The organism is Streptomyces sp. NBC_00019, assembly GCF_045041015.1.
Lineage (GTDB): Bacteria > Actinomycetota > Actinomycetes > Streptomycetales > Streptomycetaceae > Streptomyces.
Genome location: NZ_CP108302.1, coordinates 2,706,137 through 2,722,118, shown reverse-complemented (window position 1 = coordinate 2,722,118; position 15,982 = coordinate 2,706,137). Strand labels below are relative to the sequence as shown.

Annotated in this window: 19 protein-coding genes; 12 read left to right on the top strand and 7 right to left on the bottom strand. The window is 71.2% G+C overall.

Going from position 1 to position 15,982, the window contains the following annotated elements; all coding sequences use genetic code 11:
- Nucleotides 1-172: 172 nt before the first annotated feature.
- From OHU89_RS13055 to OHU89_RS13045, 3 genes are all read left to right on the top strand, one after another.
- A complete protein-coding gene (locus OHU89_RS13055; RefSeq protein WP_266894229.1) occupies nucleotides 173-1,771 on the top strand; it encodes an ABC-F family ATP-binding cassette domain-containing protein in 1,599 nt (532 codons plus the stop codon).
- Nucleotides 1,772-2,106: 335 nt separating this feature from the next.
- Entirely contained in the window at nucleotides 2,107-2,328 is a 222-nt protein-coding gene (locus tag OHU89_RS13050; protein WP_004002281.1) for a helix-turn-helix domain-containing protein, read from the top strand.
- Nucleotides 2,329-2,457: 129 nt separating this feature from the next.
- The gene (locus OHU89_RS13045) at nucleotides 2,458-3,252 is read left to right on the top strand and encodes an enoyl-CoA hydratase/isomerase family protein (RefSeq protein WP_266894231.1); all 795 of its coding nucleotides are present in this window, start codon (nucleotides 2,458-2,460) and stop codon (nucleotides 3,250-3,252) included.
- A gap of 4 nt (nucleotides 3,253-3,256) precedes the next feature.
- Here the strand turns inward: OHU89_RS13045 and OHU89_RS13040 are convergent, their stop codons facing one another.
- A complete protein-coding gene (locus OHU89_RS13040; protein ID WP_405642545.1) occupies nucleotides 3,257-3,955 on the bottom strand; it encodes a nucleopolyhedrovirus P10 family protein in 699 nt (232 codons plus the stop codon).
- 87 nt (nucleotides 3,956-4,042) lie between these two features.
- Here OHU89_RS13040 and OHU89_RS13035 point away from each other — a divergent pair, with 87 nt between their 5' ends.
- The 5 genes from OHU89_RS13035 to amaP are packed head-to-tail and all read left to right on the top strand — an operon-like array spanning nucleotide 4,043 to nucleotide 6,356.
- The gene (locus tag OHU89_RS13035) at nucleotides 4,043-4,507 is read left to right on the top strand and encodes an Asp23/Gls24 family envelope stress response protein (RefSeq protein ID WP_046257708.1); all 465 of its coding nucleotides are present in this window, start codon (nucleotides 4,043-4,045) and stop codon (nucleotides 4,505-4,507) included.
- A 28-nt stretch (nucleotides 4,508-4,535) separates the two neighbouring features.
- Nucleotides 4,536-4,727: a hypothetical protein gene (locus tag OHU89_RS13030; RefSeq protein ID WP_046257709.1), complete on the top strand. Its 192-nt coding sequence runs from the start codon at nucleotides 4,536-4,538 to the stop codon at nucleotides 4,725-4,727.
- 5 nt (nucleotides 4,728-4,732) lie between these two features.
- Entirely contained in the window at nucleotides 4,733-5,107 is a 375-nt protein-coding gene (locus OHU89_RS13025; protein ID WP_405642543.1) for a hypothetical protein, read from the top strand.
- Nucleotides 5,104-5,772, top strand: coding sequence for a DUF6286 domain-containing protein (locus tag OHU89_RS13020; RefSeq protein WP_405642541.1), 669 nt, complete (start codon nucleotides 5,104-5,106; stop codon nucleotides 5,770-5,772). Before OHU89_RS13025 ends, OHU89_RS13020 begins: the two co-directional genes overlap by 4 nt.
- A gap of 5 nt (nucleotides 5,773-5,777) precedes the next feature.
- On the top strand, nucleotides 5,778-6,356 hold the full coding sequence (amaP, locus tag OHU89_RS13015; RefSeq protein WP_405642539.1) for an alkaline shock response membrane anchor protein AmaP: 579 nt from the start codon (nucleotides 5,778-5,780) through the stop codon (nucleotides 6,354-6,356).
- A 3-nt stretch (nucleotides 6,357-6,359) separates the two neighbouring features.
- Here amaP and OHU89_RS13010 read toward each other — a convergent pair whose 3' ends face one another.
- From OHU89_RS13010 to OHU89_RS12990, 5 genes are read right to left on the bottom strand one after another with little or no spacing between them, the layout of a single operon-like run.
- Nucleotides 6,360-7,115, bottom strand: a complete 756-nt coding sequence (locus tag OHU89_RS13010) for an SDR family oxidoreductase (protein ID WP_405642537.1) — start codon at nucleotides 7,113-7,115, stop codon at nucleotides 6,360-6,362.
- Nucleotides 7,116-7,120: 5 nt separating this feature from the next.
- Complete coding sequence (locus OHU89_RS13005; protein ID WP_405642535.1) at nucleotides 7,121-8,905, bottom strand: glycoside hydrolase family 15 protein; 1,785 nt, start codon at nucleotides 8,903-8,905, stop codon at nucleotides 7,121-7,123.
- A gap of 34 nt (nucleotides 8,906-8,939) precedes the next feature.
- Nucleotides 8,940-9,215: a hypothetical protein gene (locus OHU89_RS13000; RefSeq protein WP_266894247.1), complete on the bottom strand. Its 276-nt coding sequence runs from the start codon at nucleotides 9,213-9,215 to the stop codon at nucleotides 8,940-8,942.
- Nucleotides 9,212-9,781 (bottom strand): RNA polymerase sigma factor, encoded by a 570-nt coding sequence (locus OHU89_RS12995; RefSeq protein WP_405642533.1) that lies wholly within the window; start codon nucleotides 9,779-9,781, stop codon nucleotides 9,212-9,214. Before OHU89_RS12995 ends, OHU89_RS13000 begins: the two co-directional genes overlap by 4 nt.
- The gene (locus OHU89_RS12990; RefSeq protein WP_405642531.1) at nucleotides 9,778-11,310 is read right to left on the bottom strand and encodes a sodium:solute symporter; all 1,533 of its coding nucleotides are present in this window, start codon (nucleotides 11,308-11,310) and stop codon (nucleotides 9,778-9,780) included. Before OHU89_RS12990 ends, OHU89_RS12995 begins: the two co-directional genes overlap by 4 nt.
- A 179-nt stretch (nucleotides 11,311-11,489) precedes the next feature.
- Here OHU89_RS12990 and OHU89_RS12985 point away from each other — a divergent pair, with 179 nt between their 5' ends.
- The 4 genes from OHU89_RS12985 to OHU89_RS12970 all read left to right on the top strand — a co-directional run bounded on the left by OHU89_RS12985 (nucleotide 11,490) and on the right by OHU89_RS12970 (nucleotide 15,125).
- Nucleotides 11,490-11,705 (top strand): DUF3311 domain-containing protein, encoded by a 216-nt coding sequence (locus tag OHU89_RS12985; RefSeq protein WP_405642529.1) that lies wholly within the window; start codon nucleotides 11,490-11,492, stop codon nucleotides 11,703-11,705.
- A gap of 121 nt (nucleotides 11,706-11,826) precedes the next feature.
- Nucleotides 11,827-13,929, top strand: a complete 2,103-nt coding sequence (locus tag OHU89_RS12980; protein WP_405642528.1) for a carbon starvation CstA family protein — start codon at nucleotides 11,827-11,829, stop codon at nucleotides 13,927-13,929.
- The gene (locus OHU89_RS12975) at nucleotides 13,926-14,114 is read left to right on the top strand and encodes a YbdD/YjiX family protein (RefSeq protein ID WP_266894255.1); all 189 of its coding nucleotides are present in this window, start codon (nucleotides 13,926-13,928) and stop codon (nucleotides 14,112-14,114) included. The genes OHU89_RS12980 and OHU89_RS12975 overlap by 4 nt, the downstream gene beginning before the upstream one ends.
- Before the next feature lie 72 nt (nucleotides 14,115-14,186).
- On the top strand, nucleotides 14,187-15,125 hold the full coding sequence (locus OHU89_RS12970; protein ID WP_405642526.1) for a hypothetical protein: 939 nt from the start codon (nucleotides 14,187-14,189) through the stop codon (nucleotides 15,123-15,125).
- Between the two features lie 25 nt (nucleotides 15,126-15,150).
- Here OHU89_RS12970 and OHU89_RS12965 read toward each other — a convergent pair whose 3' ends face one another.
- Nucleotides 15,151-15,942 carry an SURF1 family protein gene (locus OHU89_RS12965; protein ID WP_405642524.1) on the bottom strand — a complete coding sequence of 264 codons (792 nt, stop codon included), beginning with the start codon at nucleotides 15,940-15,942 and terminating at the stop codon, nucleotides 15,151-15,153.
- Between the last annotated feature and the right edge of the window lie 40 nt (nucleotides 15,943-15,982).

The following is a 15,982-nucleotide window of genomic DNA, read 5'->3' as shown; positions in this document are numbered from 1 at the left end:
GGCGCTCACCCGAACGAGGGACACCACACAGTGCGCCATCGAACACCCGAACTCAGAAAAAGTGGTTGCACGGTCCCGTTAGACTTGGCCCATGGCCATTCTCCTCGCGCATTAGACGGCGGGAACGTCCTCAGCCGCCCGACCGCCAAACAACCTGCCCTGGAGTCTGTCCGTGATCTCCGCCTCCGGTATCGAGCTGCGCGCCGGCGCCCGAGTACTCATCGAGTCCGCCACCTTCCGTGTCGCCAAGGGCGACCGCATCGGTCTGGTCGGCCGCAACGGGGCGGGGAAGACCACTCTCACCAAGTGCCTCGCCGGCGAGGGCCAGCCGGCCGGCGGCGCCATCACCCGCTCCGGCGAGGTCGGCTACCTCCCGCAGGACCCCCGCACCGGCGACCTCGACGTCCTCGCCCGCGACCGGATCCTCTCCGCGCGCGGTCTCGACGTCCTGATCCGCAAGATGCGCGAGAACGAGCAGCGGATCGCCAACGGCAGCGGCGCCACCCGTGAGAAGGCCCTGCGGCAGTACGAGCGCCAGGAGACCGAGTTCCTCACCAAGGGCGGGTACTCCGCCGAGGCCGAGGCCGCCACCATCGCCGCCGCGCTCAACCTGCCCGACCGGGTGCTCGGCCAGCCGCTGCACACGCTCTCCGGTGGTCAGCGCCGCCGTATCGAGCTGGCGCGGATCCTGTTCTCGGACGCGGACACCCTGCTCCTCGACGAGCCCACGAACCACCTCGACGCCGACTCGATCGTCTGGCTGCGCGACTACCTCAAGACGTACCGCGGCGGCTTCATCGTGATCTCCCACGATGTCGACCTGGTCGAGACGGTCGTCAACAAGGTCTTCTATCTGGACGCCAACCGCGCCCAGATCGACGTCTACAACATGGGCTGGAAGCTCTACCAGCAGCAGCGCGAGGCGGATGAGAAGCGCCGCAAGCGCGAGCGGCAGAACGCCGAGAAGAAGGCCGCCGCGCTGCACTCCCAGGCCGACAAGATGCGCGCCAAGGCCACCAAGACGGTCGCCGCGCAGAACATGGCCAAGCGCGCCGACCGGCTGCTCGCCGGGCTCGACGCGGTGCGGGTCTCCGACAAGGTCGCCAAGCTCCGCTTCCCCGACCCCGCGCCCTGCGGCAAGACCCCGCTGACGGCCGAGGGCCTGTCGAAGTCCTACGGCTCCCTCGAGATCTTCACCGATGTCGACCTGGCCATCGACAAGGGCTCCAGGGTCGTCATCCTCGGGCTCAACGGCGCCGGAAAGACGACCCTGCTCCGGCTCCTCGCCGGTGCCGAGCAGCCGGACACCGGCGCGGTCGTCCCCGGCCACGGGCTCAAGATCGGCTACTACGCCCAGGAGCACGAGACCCTCGACCCGGAGCGCTCGGTCCTGGAGAACATGCGCTCCTCCGCCCCCGACCTGGACCTGGTCGAGGTCCGCAAGGTGCTGGGCTCCTTCCTGTTCTCCGGCGACGACGTGGACAAGCCCGCCGGGGTCCTCTCCGGCGGTGAGAAGACCCGTCTGGCCCTCGCCACCCTGGTCGTCTCCTCGGCGAACGTGCTGCTTCTGGACGAGCCCACCAACAACCTCGACCCGGCCAGCCGTGAGGAGATCCTCGGCGCGCTGCGCACCTACAAGGGCGCGGTCGTCCTGGTCACCCACGATGAGGGCGCCGTCGAGGCGCTCCAGCCGGAGCGGATCATTCTGCTGCCGGACGGGGTCGAGGATCTGTGGGGTTCCGACTACGCGGACCTCGTCGCCCTCGCTTGATCGAACGGTTGATCAACTAGGTATGGATCATTCGGCCTACCGGTGATCCATCATCTGTGTGAGATCTCCTCGTACCGAGGTGTGTCCTACATCCAATTCGCGGCCGATCCCTTTATCGACAAGGGCTCGGCCGCGCTGCGTCTCTGACCAGGCACTTCACAAAAGAACCCGTTCGGCGGTACGAACGACTCCCTGCGGAATCACAGATTCCGTATGTGGGGATGCGCTCCTGTCGTCACAACCTTGTCTTACGGACCTTGCCGAATGGGTGGCCATGAAGCCCCGGAGGGGTGATCATGAGGGGACCAGAGCGCACTTCCCATGAGGAGGCACGGGTGGCCGAGACTCTGAAGAAGGGCAGCCGGGTAACCGGCGCCGCGCGCGACAAGCTCGCGGCAGACCTGAAGAAGAAGTACGACTCCGGTGCGAGCATCCGAGCGCTGGCCGAGGAGACCGGCCGCTCGTATGGCTTCGTACACCGGATGCTCAGCGAGTCGGGCGTCACGCTCCGTGGGCGTGGCGGCGCGACCCGGGGCAAGAAGGCCGCGTCGTCCTGATTCCGGGCGGCCCCTCGGCTTTCGATGGTGGCCACCCGGTCGGTCGTCCGATCGTCCGGGTGGTTACTGTGCAGTCACTTAGCCGTGCCATGTGGCACGGAGGATGACCGCACTCATCGGAGGCGCCCCATGGGCCAGGAACTCGTTCCCCTGCTCGACAAGGACGGCGTACGGCTCACCGTCGACAACGCGCTCGCCACGGTGACGCTGACCAACCCCGCCAAGCGCAACGCGCAGAGCCCCGCTCTGTGGCGCACGCTCGCCGAGGCCGGTCGGCTCGTGCCCGGCTCCGTCCGTGTCGTCGTGCTGCGTGGAGAGGGCAAGTCCTTCTCCGCGGGGCTCGACCGGCAGATGTTCACGCCGGAGGGGATCGAGGGCGAGCCGTCGTTCATCGACCTCGCCCGCAGTGGTGACGCCGAACTCGACGCTGCCATCGCGGAGTTCCAGGAGGGCTTCACCTGGTGGCGGCGTAGTGACGTCGTGTCCATCGCCGCCGTCCAGGGGCATGCCATCGGGGCGGGCTTCCAGCTCGCGCTCGCCTGCGACTTTCGCGTCGTCGCCGACGACGTGCAGTTCGCCATGCGCGAGACCAGCCTGGGCCTGGTCCCGGACCTCACGGGCACGCACCCGCTCGTCTCGCTGGTCGGCTACGCCCGGGCGCTGGAGATCTGCGCCACCGGGCGCTTCGTGCTGGCCGAGGAAGCGGTGAACACCGGCCTCGCCAACATCGCCGTACCGCTCGACCAGCTCGACGGCGCGGTCCAGGACCTGGCCGCGGCACTGCTGGCCGCCCCCAGGGACGCCGTCATCGAGACGAAGGCCCTGCTGCGCGGTGCGCAGGACCGCACCTACGACGAGCAGCGCGCCGCCGAGCGTGCCGCTCAGACGCGCCGTCTGCGGGACCTGGCCGGCGTGGGCGAGTGAGCCCTCATCCGACGGCGGTGACCAGCACCGCCACCGTCGGGTGACCGGGGATCGCCTTTCCCACCTCTCGGCGGACCGCCCGGGCGACATCCACCGCCCGGCGCTCCGCGTCCACCGCCACCTCCACCCGGACGTGGCGCCGCGGCAGGGCCGTCTCGCCCTGCCGCTCCTCGACCTGCACCGCACGGCCCAGCGCGGCGGTCAGCCCGGTGACACCGGGCACCGACAGCGCCGCGGCGGCCGCGGGATCGCCGGCCGGCTCGGCCGACGCCGGTTCCGGCCGCCGTACGGGACCGGCTTCCGGTTCCTCGTCCAGCAGGGATGTCACCCGCAGGTCGACCTCGGTCACCGTCAGACCGAGCCGTTCCGTCGCCGCGGTCGACAGGGCGGTGCGCAGGAGGGCCGCCGCGGCTGGCAGCGGCTCGTCCGCCGTCGCCGCGAACTCCGCCGTCACCCGCAGGGGGCCCGGCGGCAGCGCACTGGGCGGAGGCGGTACGACGGGGTCGTGCACGTCCTCCGGGTCGGTGAGGGAGATCCGCAGCCGGTCCAGTCGTACGCCGCGCAGCTCCCGTACCGCACGCCGCAGCACCGCCTCGGCCGCCTCCTCCGCGATCCACGCGCCGTCGTGCGCGCCGCCCAGCGGCAGCAGCCTGCCGAGCCCCAGCTGATGCCGCACTGTCTGCGCCCACCGGTCCGCCGTCATTGCTCCAGCCTGCCGCATCGACGGCGCGCAACGACGTAACCCCGCTTACGGTGGTCGAAGGAGGACGATCAGAAGGGATGTACGGCGATGACTGACATGACGCAGACGCCCGAGGTGGAGACCGGCGTGCAGCCGCGCAAGCCCACCAAGCGCGGTGGAGGTGACCCGGCGACGCGCGGACGCACCACCATCGCCGACGGGGTCGTGGAGAAGATCGCCGGGCTGGCCGCCCGGGACGTGGTCGGCGTGCACGCGATGGGCAGTGGGCTGAGCCGCACCTTCGGGGCCGTGCGGGACCGGGTGCCGGGCGGGGCGAAGTCCGTGACCCGGGGCGTGAAGGTCGAGGTCGGTGAGGTGCAGACCGCGCTCGACCTGGAGATCGTCGTCGACTACGGCGTGTCGATCAACGAGGTGGCCCACGCCGTACGGGAGAACGTGATCGCGGCGGTGGAGCGGATGACCGGCCTCGAGGTCGTCGAGGTCAACATCGCGGTGAGCGATGTGAAGCTGCCCGAGGAAGAGGACGAAGAGCCGGAGTCCCGGCTCCAGTGAGTCCGGCGAGAGCTGAGGGGAGCGCAGGATGAGCATGGCCGTGGTCGGCATGATCGCCGGCATGGCGCTGGGCTTCGCCGGGTACTTCGGCGGGTTCGGTGCCTTCCTGCTGGTGGCGGCCCTGGGCGCCATCGGTTTCGTCGTCGGGCGGTTTCTGGAGGGGGACCTGGAGCTCGGTGACTTCTTCCGTACCCGTGACAGCCGCCGTGACCGGCGGTGACATAGGTGACCACCGACTCCGGTGAGCTCCGCAGACCGCTGACCGTCGTCCCGCCCGGCGAGCGCGGTGCGACCCGGATCGCCGACCGGGTCGTGGCGAAGATCGCCTCCCAGGCGGCGGGCGAGGCGATCGGCGGCCTCCCCGAGGGGGCCTCACCCCCGCACGCCACGGTCGTCGTCCACCATCGGACCGCCCGTGTCCGTGTCCACCTCGAACTCGGCTACCCCGGCGACATCGGCGCCCGCTGTGCTCGGGTGCGTCGTCATGTCGGGGAGCGGGTAGTCGCGTTGGTGGGAATGGAGGTGTCGGAGGTCGTCGTCCATGTGGAGCGACTGCACCTGACTCCGCCGTACGGTCCGGCACAGGGGAGGACGCGATGAGCGAGCCCCAGGGCTCACAGGGCACGGAAGGCACCACACAACGACTACCGGTGCTGGAGAAGACGACCGACACCGACACCGGGGAGTACGAACTCCCACCCGTACCGGAGGGCGAGGGCGCGGCGGAGGGCCGTTTCTGGTCGGCACGGCGCGTCCCCGCGGGCATCGTCGCGCTGCTGCTCGTGGTGGTCGCCGGATTCTTCCTCTACGACATCACAGCGGTCCGCGCCGAGCAGCCCGCCATGCGCTGGCGCCGAGAGCTGGCCACGCAACTCGCCGAACGCCCCCTCGACGACACCTGGGTCCTCGTCGGCGCCGGCATCGCCGCGGCCCTCGGCGTCTGGCTGATCGTCCTCGCCGCCACCCCCGGTCTGCGCCGCGTCCTGCCGATGCGGCGCACCATGACCGACGTACGCGCCGGACTCCACCGCGAGGCCGCCGCCCTGGTCCTGCGCGACCGGGCCGTGGAGGTCGCCGGCGTCCAGTCGGTACGCGTACGCCTGACCCGCACCAAGGCCGACGTCGGCGCGGTCTCGCACTTCCGCGAACTGGACGACGTACGCGCCGACCTGGACGCCACGCTGGCCGAGGCGATCAGCGGGCTGGGTCTGGCCAGGCCGCCCGCACTGTCGGTGCATGTACGGCGGCCGGGAAAGAAGGGGTGAGTCCGATGCTGCGGATCGTCAACCGTGTCGTGCTCGGTGTGGCCGGACTCGTCCTGCTGGTGGTCGGCGGTTCGGTGCTGGCCGTGGGGCTGGGGCTGAACCCGCCGTCCTGGTGGATCCACGACGGCCCTCACGACGTACTGCTCGACGACACCGAACGCACCCGCTGGGAGAACCACGGCTGGTGGTGGCCGACCGTCCTCGCCGTACTGGCCGTCCTCCTCCTGCTCGCCCTGTGGTGGCTGACCGCGAACCTGCGCCGGCACCGTCTGACCGAGGTCCTGGTGGACACCGGCGATGGCGAGGGCGCGCTGCTGCGGGGCCGGGCCCTGGAAAGCGTGCTGGCCAACGAGGCGACCGAGCTGGACGGCGTGTCCCACGCCCACGTCCGGCTGACGGGCAGGCGCAACGCCCCGAAGGCCCGCGTACGGCTCCTGCTGGAACCGCACGTGGACCCCGGGACGGCGCTGAGCCACCTGACGGCGGAGGCCCTGGCACACGCTCGCACTTCGGCGGGCCTGGCGTCACTGCCGGCGGAGGTCCGCATGAAGGCGGTCAAGCACCGTGCGGAGAGGGTCAGTTGATATCTAGAACCCGTGTCGCATGCCGCCGTCCACAGGCACCATGATCCCGGTCAGGTAAGAGGCGGCCGGCGACAACAGGAATGCCGCCGTGCGCCCGAACTCCTCCGGAGTCCCGTACCGCCGCAACGGAATCCTCGACTCGTTGGCCGCACGCGTGGCCTCCGGGTCGGCGGACAACCCGTCCAGTTCGCGCACGCGATCCGTGTCGATACGGGAGGGCAGCAGCCCCACGACCCGAATCCCGCGCGGCCCCAACTCGTCCGCGAGGGACTTCGCGAACCCGGCGAGCCCCGGCCGCAGCCCGTTCGAGATGGTCAGCCCCGGAATCGGTTCGTGCACCGAGCCCGACAGCACGAACCCGATGACACCGCCCGCCTCCAACTCGGCCGCCGCCGCACGGGCGAGCCGCACCGCGCCCAGGAACACCGACTCGAAGGCCGTGGCCCACTGGTCGTCCGTGTTGTCCGCGAGGAAGCCGGGCGCCGGGCCGCCGACGCTGATGAGGATGCCGTCGAAGCCGCCGAAGCGCTCCCGCGCGGCCGCGATCAGCCGTGCGGGCGCATCCGGATCGGCGTTGTCGACGGCCACCCCGACCGCGTTCGGCCCCAGCTCGGCCGCCGCGTCGGTGGCCCGCTTCTCGTCGCGCCCGGTGAGAACGACCTTCGCGCCGTCGGCGACCAGCTCACGCGCGGACGCGTTGCCGAGGCCGCGCGTGGCCCCGGTGACGACGTACACGCGGTCCTTCAGTCCAAGATCCATGGCTCCTATCCTGCCTCCTCGCCCCCGAACAGGGCGAGGGCGGTGTTCACCAGACCGATGTGGCTGAACGCCTGCGGGAAGTTGCCGAGCTGGACGCCGCCCACCGGGTCGTACTCCTCGGACAGCAGCCCCACGTCGTTGGTCAGCGCCAGCAGCCGTTCGAAGAGGTCCCGTGCCTCCTTCGTGCGGCCCGTCATGTGGAGCGCGTCGGCGAGCCAGAACGAACACGCCAGGAACGCGCCCTCGCCGCCCGGCAGCCCGTCCACGGGCATCCCCTCGACGCTGTAACGCCGTACGAAACCGCCGTGGTTCAGCTCCGCGCGGACCGCGTCGACGGTGCCGACGACCCGGGGGTCGTCGGGCGGCAGGAAGCCGACGCGCGGGATCAGCAGCAGGGACGCGTCGAGTTCGCGCGAGCCGTAGTACTGGGTGAACGTGTTCCGCTCGGGGTCGTAGCCCTTCTCGCACACCTCGCCGTGCACCTCGTCGCGCAGCGCGCGCCAGCCGTCCACATCGCCGCTCAGCTCCGGGTAGGTCTCCAGGGCGCGCACCGCGCGGTCGGCGGCGACCCACACCATGATCCTCGAGTGGACGAAGTCGCGGCGGCCGCCGCGCACCTCCCACAGCCCCTCGTCCGGCTGCCGCCAGGAGGCCCGGAGAAAGTCCAGCAGGACGCTCTGGAGGGACCACATGTGCGGTTTCGCGGGCAGCCCCGCCCGCCGGGCCACCGACAGCGAGTCCATGACCTCGCCGTACACGTCCAGCTGGAGCTGTTTCACGGCCTCGTTGCCGATCCGTACGGGCTTGGAGCCGGCGAAACCGGACAGCCACGGCAGCTCGTACTCGGGCAGCCGCCGCTCGCCCGCGAGGCCGTACATGATCTGGAGGTCGGCCGGGTCGCCGGCGACCGCGCGCAGCAGCCAGTCCCGCCAGGCCTCGGCCTCCTCCAGATAGCCGCACGACGCCAGGGCGCCCAGGGTGAGCGTGGAGTCGCGGAGCCAGCAGTAGCGGTAGTCCCAGTTGCGTACCCCGCCCAGCTCCTCGGGCAGTGAGGTGGTGGCCGCGGCCACGATGCCGCCGGTCGGCCGGTAGGTGAGCCCTTTGAGGGTGATCAGGGAACGGACCACGGCGTCCCGGTGCGGACCGTCGTAGCGGCAGCGCGCCGCCCACGCCTGCCAGTCGGTGACGCTGGACTCCAGCGACTCGTACGGGTCGACCAGCGGAGGGCGCGGCTCGTGCGAGGGGTGCCAGGTGAGCACGAAGGCGACCTTCTCGCCCTTCTCGACGGTGAACTCCGAGTGCGTCCCGAGGTGTTCGCCCCAGGTGTGTACCGGGGGCTCGCTGCGCAGCCACGTCGAGTCGGGCCCCGCGACGGCCACCCGGTGTCCGTCGGACTCGCGCACCCACGGCACGACCGAGCCGTAGTCGAAGCGCAGCCGGAGCGTGCTGCGCAGGGTGACCCGGCCGCTGAGACCTTCCACGATGCGTACGAGGTCGGGAGCTTGGTGGCGTTGCGGCATCAGGTCGGTGACGCGCACCGAGCCTTCGTCGGTCTCCCAGTCGGTGTCCAGGACGAGGGTGCCGGGGCGGTAGGCGCGGCGGGTGCACTCACCGTCGGCGCCCTTGGGCGCGATGCGCCAATGGCCGTTCTCCTCGTCGCCGAGAAGTCTGGCGAAGCAGGCGGCGGAGTCGAAGCGGGGCAGGCACAGCCAGTCGACGCTGCCGTCCTTGCCGACCAGGGCCGCTGTCTGTTCGTCGCCGATCAGGGCGTAATCCTCGATACGGGGCACGGGAATGCGGGTTCCCTGTGAACCCCGGCGACAATCAGGGGGAGGACCGGGGGAGTGACGCCTGCGTACCGGAGAAGATGACCCCCGGGTCCGAGGGTGCCTGGTTCAGCACCCACAGGCCGATCAGCGTCGCCAGCGCGAAGACGACCGCGATGAGCACCGCCAGGACGAGCCGGCGGCGGCGTTCACGGCGCAGCCACTCGCCGCGTGCCGTGCGATAGGCGTCGGGGGCCGCGTGCACACCGCCCGCCAACGCGGCCAGCGCCTCCTGGAGTTCCCGCTCGGTGCGGTCCGGGGTCGTGTCCTTCATCGCCGGGCCTCCATCGCCTGGGTCAGGGCGGCGAGGCCGCGTGCCGTGTGCGTCTTGACGGAGCCGCAGGAGATCCCCATCGCGGAGGCGATCTCGCTCTCCTTCAGACCGAGCCAGTGTCGCAGCACCAGCGCCTCGCGCTGCCGGGGCGGCAGTTGCTGGAGGGCGTCGATGAGGACGCGCTGGTCGTCGTGGAGGAGTGCGGTGCTCTCGGCGGAGGCGACGAGTTCGTCCAGCGGGGCAGGGGGGTTCTCCACATGTCTGCGGGCGACCTGGAGGTGCCGTATCCGCATCCGGGTCAGATTGCAGACGGTGGAGCGCAGATAGGCCTCCGCCGCCTCGGTGTCCCGCAGCCGCCGCCACTTGCGGTAGATCTGGTAGTAGGCCTCGGCGACCACGTTCTCCGGGTCGTCGGCGCCGAGCAGCACGGCGAGCCGCAGCATCGAGGCGTAGTGCTGCTCGAAGAGCCGGGCCACCCCGGCCTCGCGTTCCAGCTCGGCCGGATCGGTCGCCGCGGGGGCGAGCGGTACCGGTACGGAGGTGGTGTGTCTCAGGTGCTGTCTCACGGGTTGTTCGCTCCCGTCTCCGGGCGCCGGCCGACGGACAGGCGCGACGGCAGATCGGTCAGGTCGGCGCCGCGCGGGACGCCGAGTCGTTCGAGGACCGCGGTGCCGATCACGGCGACGGTCAGGTTGAGCAGGAGGGCGGTGAGGCCGGCGTAGATCTGGAAGGGGCCGGTGCCGACCGACGAGAACCCCTCGCGGACGACCAGGTAGGTGCCGGACAGCATCCCGGCGCCCCATCCGGCGAGCAGCGCCCGTGGATGCAGCCGTCCGGTGAACAGGCCCACGGCGACGGCCGGGAAGATCTGCAGGATCCAGACCCCGCCGAGGAGTTGGAGGTTGACGGCGTCCTGGTCGCGCAGCCCGAACACGAACGCGACCGCGCCGACCTTCGCCGTCAGCGACACCGCCTTGGCGATGCGCACCTGGCGCTTGGGCGTGGCGGTGGGGTGCACGTACTCGACGTAGACGTTGCGCACGAAGCTGGTGGCCGCCGCGATCGACATCACCGCGGCCGGGACCAGCGCCCCCACGGTGATCGCCCCGAACACCAGTCCGGCCAGCGGCCCCGGCATCAGCCGGTCGACCAGCATCGGTACGGCGGTCTCGGCGCCGCCCTCCGGTGCCCGCACGCCCGCCGCGAGCGCCGCGATGCCGAGGAACCCGAAGAGGGCGAGCAGCCCGGTCCAGGCGGGCAGGGCCACGGCGACCTTGCGCAGGGTGCGCGGGCTGTCGGCGGCGAAGGCGGCGGTCAGGACGTGCGGGTACATCAGCAGGGCGAGGGCTGAGCCGAGGGCGAGGGTGGCGTAGGAGGGCTGCTGCTCGGGGGAGATCAGCAGCGCCGGGCCGCCGAGGCGTTCGGCGGCTCCGTCGAAGACGGCGCCCGGTCCGCCGAGCCGTTCCAGGACCAGCCAGGTGACGGCGGTGAGCGAGACGAAGACGGCGACCGCCTTGAGCGCGGAGATCACGGTGGGCGCCCGCAGTCCGTGCCGGTAGGTGGCCACCGCGAGGCCCGCGAACAGCGCCACCATCACCAGATCACCGGCCGCGCCCCGCGGATAGACGCCCCCCGCGGTCAGGACCGCGCGTATCCCGAGCAGCTGGAGTGCCAGATACGGCATCGTCGCGAGGATCCCGGTCAGCGCGACCACCAGGGCCAGCGGCGCCGAACCGTAGCGGCCGCGCACGAAGTCGGCGGCGGTGATGTACCCGTGCCGCCGGGCCACCTCCCCGAGGCGGCTGAGCAGCACGAAGGCGATCGGGCAGACGATCACCGTGTAGGGCACCGCGAAGAAGGCGGCCGCGCCGTTGCCGTACGCCAGTCCCGGTACGGCCGTGAAGGTGTACGCGGTGAAGATCGTGCCGCCCAGCAGCAGCCAGGTCCACACCGGGCCGAGGCTGCGGTCGGCGAGCGCCCAGCCCTCCAGGGACGGCAGCCGGTCGCTGGGGTGCAGCCGGCGCGCGGTCACGGCGAGCAGCGACGCTCCGCCGATCACGGCGAGGAACGTCGCGGTCATGGCGCTGTCGGCCATGGTCACCGTCCTTGGTGTGCCCGCAGGTGTGGCTTGACCCTCGCGCAAGAGTTGCGCGTGCGGCCGGTTCGGATGACAGGGAACCGGCGGGAAATCTTCTGGACATTCGCTGTCAACCGACTGCGACGGGTGGGCAACTCTTGCACAGACCCACAGCGAAGGGGAGAGGAGCGCAGGTCATGGTACGGACCGGTCATCACCGGCTACGGCGCGTCGCGATCGCCGTACTGCTTCTCGCACCCGCCGCGGGACTGCTGTGGGTTCCGCTGTACGCCGGCGCGGAGCCGCGGCTTGCGGGGACGCCGTTCTTCTACTGGTACCAGCTCGCCTGGGTGCCGGGGTGCGGTCTCTGTCTGCTCGCGGCGTACGCGCTGACGGACCGACATCGCCGCTGAGCCCTTTCTCTTCCTGTCTCGTTCCACCGTCTTCCCTGTCTCGTTCCACCGTTTCCGGTGAGGAGCCGCCATGCCCGAAACCGCCCTTCAGCCTGCCCTCGAGGCGCCTGAAAAGTCACGTATGTCACCTCGGTCGATCCTTTTGTGGGCTGTCGTCGCGCTGCTCGGCGCGGTCGCCTGGGGCGTCCTCGCGCTGGCCCGCGGGGAGAAGATCTCCGCGGTCTGGCTGGTCGTCGCCGCGCTCGGCTCGTACGCGATCGCCTACCGCTTCTACTCCCGCTTCATCGTGCGGCGCGTCCTGAAACCGGACGACCGCCGGGCCACCCCGGCCGAGCGCCTGGAGGACGGCGTCGACTTCCACCCCACCGACCGCCGGGTGCTCCTCGGCCACCACTTCGCGGCGATCGCGGGCGCCGGACCGCTCGTGGGCCCGGTCCTCGCGGCCCAGATGGGCTATCTGCCCGGCACTCTGTGGATCGTCGCCGGAGTGATCTTCGCGGGTGCGGTGCAGGACATGATCGTGCTGTTCCTGTCCATGCGCCGGGACGGCAAGTCGCTCGGGCAGATGGCCCGTGACGAGATCGGCCGGGCGGGCGGCGCGGCGGCACTGATCGCGGTCTTCGCCATCATGATCATCCTGCTGGGTGTGCTCGCCCTGGTCGTGGTCAACGCCCTCGCCCACTCCCCGTGGGGCACCTTCTCCGTCGCGATGACCATCCCGATCGCCCTGTTCATGGGCTTCTGGCTGCACCGCATCCGCCCGGGCCGGGTCGTCGAGACCAGCCTCATCGGTGTCGTCCTGCTGCTGCTCGCGATCGTCGGCGGCAGCTGGGTCCAGGAGTCCTCGCTGGCCTCGACCTTCACCCTGAGCCCGACGACCCTCGTCTTCTGTCTCATCGGCTACGGCTTCGTCGCCTCCGTCCTCCCGGTCTGGATGCTGCTCGCCCCCCGGGACTACCTCTCCACCTTCATGAAGATCGGCACGATCGCGCTGCTCGCGGTGGGGGTCGTGGTCGCCGCCCCGGTGCTGCGCGCGGACGCGGTGACCGACTTCGCATCCTCGGGCGCGGGCCCGGTCTTCGCCGGTTCGCTGTTCCCCTTCCTCTTCATCACCATCGCCTGCGGCGCCCTGTCCGGCTTCCACGCCCTGGTCTCCTCCGGGACGACTCCGAAGCTGATCCAGAAGGAGTCGCAGATCCGGATGATCGGCTACGGCGCCATGCTGATGGAGTCGTTCGTCGCGATCATGGCGCTGATCGCCGCGGCGACCCTGGAGCCGGGGCTGTACTACGCGATGAACGCCCCGGCGGGGCTGCTCGGCACGACGGCCGAGTCGGCGTCCCACGCGGTCGCGGGCCTGGGCTTCACCATCACGCCCGACCAGCTCACACAGGCCGCGAAGGCGGTGGAGGAGCAGACACTGATCGCCCGCTCCGGAGGCGCCCCGACCCTCGCGGTGGGCATGTCGGAGATCTTCTCCGGGGTCTTCGGCGGGACGGCCATGAAGGCCTTCTGGTACCACTTCGCGATCATGTTCGAGGCGCTGTTCATCCTGACGACCGTGGACGCGGGCACCCGGGTCGGGCGCTTCATGCTCCAGGACATGCTCGGCAACGTCTGGAAGCCGGTCGGCCGGGTCAACTGGAAGCCGGGCATCTGGCTGTGCAGCGGACTCGTCGTGGCGGCCTGGGGCTACTTCCTCTACAGCGGCGCCACCGACCCGCTCGGCGGGATCAACCAGCTCTTCCCGCTCTTCGGCATCGCGAACCAGTTGCTGGCGGCCGTGGCCCTGACGGTGTGCACCACGGTCCTGGTGAAGTCCGGGCGGCTGCGCTGGGCCTGGGTCACCGGGGTCCCGCTGGCCTGGGTGGTCGCGATCACCTTCACCGCCGGCTGGCAGAAGATCTTCTCCGACGACCCGCGCGTCGGCTTCTTCGCCCAGCGCGCCAAGTACGCCGACGGCATCGACGCCGGACAGGTGCTGCCGCCCGCCAAGTCCCTCGACGACATGCGGACCGTGGTCACCAACTCCACCGTCGACGGCGTACTGATCGCCCTGTTCCTGCTGCTCGTCGCGGTCGTGATCGTCAACGCGGCAGTCGTGTGCGTACGGGCCGTCCGCGCCCCGGGCACCCTGGAGACGACCGAGTCGCCGTACGTCGAGTCCCGCATCGAGGTGCCCGAGCAGGCCGGTGAGGCGCCGCTGGCCGGGGTGCGGTCGTGAGCGTCCGGCGATGGGCCCGGGCCGTCCGCTGGTACCTGAGGGAGCTGACCGGGGAGACGGAGTACGACCGCTACTGCGAACGCCACCTCCGCCACCACCCGCTCGCGCCCGTACCGACCCGGCGCGACTACCAGGTGCTGCGCACCCGGCACCAGGAGGCCCACCCGCAGGGCCGCTGCTGCTGACCTCCACCGCCGGGGGACCGCGGGGCGGACGCACCGCCCCGCGGTCCCCGACGACTCACCTCCGGGACCGAGATGTTCAGACGCCGCCCCGCCCTGCTGGTCCGCCCCGCACTCGACGACGACACGCTGCACACGACCCTGACGGAGCTGCGCCCCACCCCTCAGCTGCACGGCCTGGGCGCCGGCCGTACCCGCCCCCTGTGGCAGCCGGTCGCCGAACTGCTGCGCGACACGGGCCGCGACTGGGACCGTCGGTGGCACCGGATGTCCGTACTGGCGGGGGATCTGCCGCCCGCGGTCTGCGAGCGTTGGACCGCCGACCGGCCCGGTGACGGGGACGCCCTGGTGCTGCGGGCCTGCGTACGGTCCGCGCGGGCCGCTTCCGAGGGGCGGGCCGCCGCCCGGGAGGCGGAACAGGCGTGCCTGCGTGCCGCCGACGCCTGCCCCGAGGACCCGACCCCGTGGCTGGCCCTGCTGGACGTGATGTACGCGCTCGCCGTCCCGGTCCGGGACGCCGTGCCCGTGTGGACCGAGGCCGTCAACCGCGCACCCTGGCACCGGGGTGCCTACCACCGGCTGCTGCGCCATCTGTCCCCGCGCGGCCCCGGCACGGTCACCGCCATGACGGACTTCGCCCGGCACGCCGCCTCCCGCGCACCGCACGGATCACCCCTGGCCCTGCTTCCCGTGGCGGCCCGCGTCGAACTGGTCGCGCACCGGCAACTGCGGGGGCGGACGGGGCTCGGGGCCGACGCCCACTGGAACGAGTCCTGGGCCGGCGAGGAGATCGAGACGGCTCTGGCCAGCTGGTTCCGCACCGCCGCCACGCCGCATGCCGAGGCCGTCGCCGACCTCAACCTCCTCGCCTTCGCCCTGGTCCGCACCCACCGTCCGAACGAGGCCGCACCCGTCTTCCGGCGTATCGGCCGCCATATGACGACGCATCCGTGGGAGCTGCTGCCGGCGCCGGAGCGCACGTTTCTCTATTGGCGCGACCGGCAGGAGGCGTGAGGAGGAGGGACGGGCGTCGCCCGGCTCAGACCGCCGCCGGCTCCGCCTCCGTCGCCGTTTCCTTCTCCGCCGCCTCCCGGCGGTCCCGCAGCTCGCGCCGGACCAGGACGATCCAGCCGATCGGGACGCCCGCGGCGAACAGCCACCACTGGTAGGCGTAGGCGTAGTTCAGCGGGGCGTTCTCCTTGCCCGGCCTGCCAAGCAGCTCCGGGGTGTCGCCCTTGGGCTCGGGCGTGGTCAGGGCGATGTAGCCGCCGAGGACCTGCTTGCCGAGGCGCTGGGCCTCCTGCTCGCTGTTGATCAGCATGATCTGGCGGTCCGGCAGGCCCGTGAGGTTCTTGATGCCGCTCGCCTCGGTCGTCTCGTCGGGCATCAGCCGCCCGGTGACGGTGACCTCTCCCGCGGGGGGCGCCGGGACCTTCGGGAAGGCGGTCTGGGTGGCACCGGTGGGCACCCAGCCGCGGTTGACCAGGAGTACCTTGCCGTCGTTCAGGACGAACGGGGTCAGGACGTGGTAGCCGACCTCGTCGTCGGAGTTGGTGCGGCGGCGGACGGCGAGCTCGTCATCGGTGTCGAAGCGGCCCGTCGCGGTCACCGACCGGTACCGCTCCTTGCTGGTGACCGCGTGCCCGGCGGCCGTCATCCGCTCCACCGGCACCGGGTCGGCGGACAGTGCGTCGGAGACGAGCTGATTGCGGGCGCTGCGCTCCTCGTAGCGATGCATCTGCCAGATGCCCAGCCGGATCATCGTGGGGATGAGGACGAGGGCGACCAGCGTGAGGATCACCCACTGCCGGGACAACAGGAAGCGGTACACCCCATGACCGTACAACTCGGGTCATGGGGTGTTCGCACAG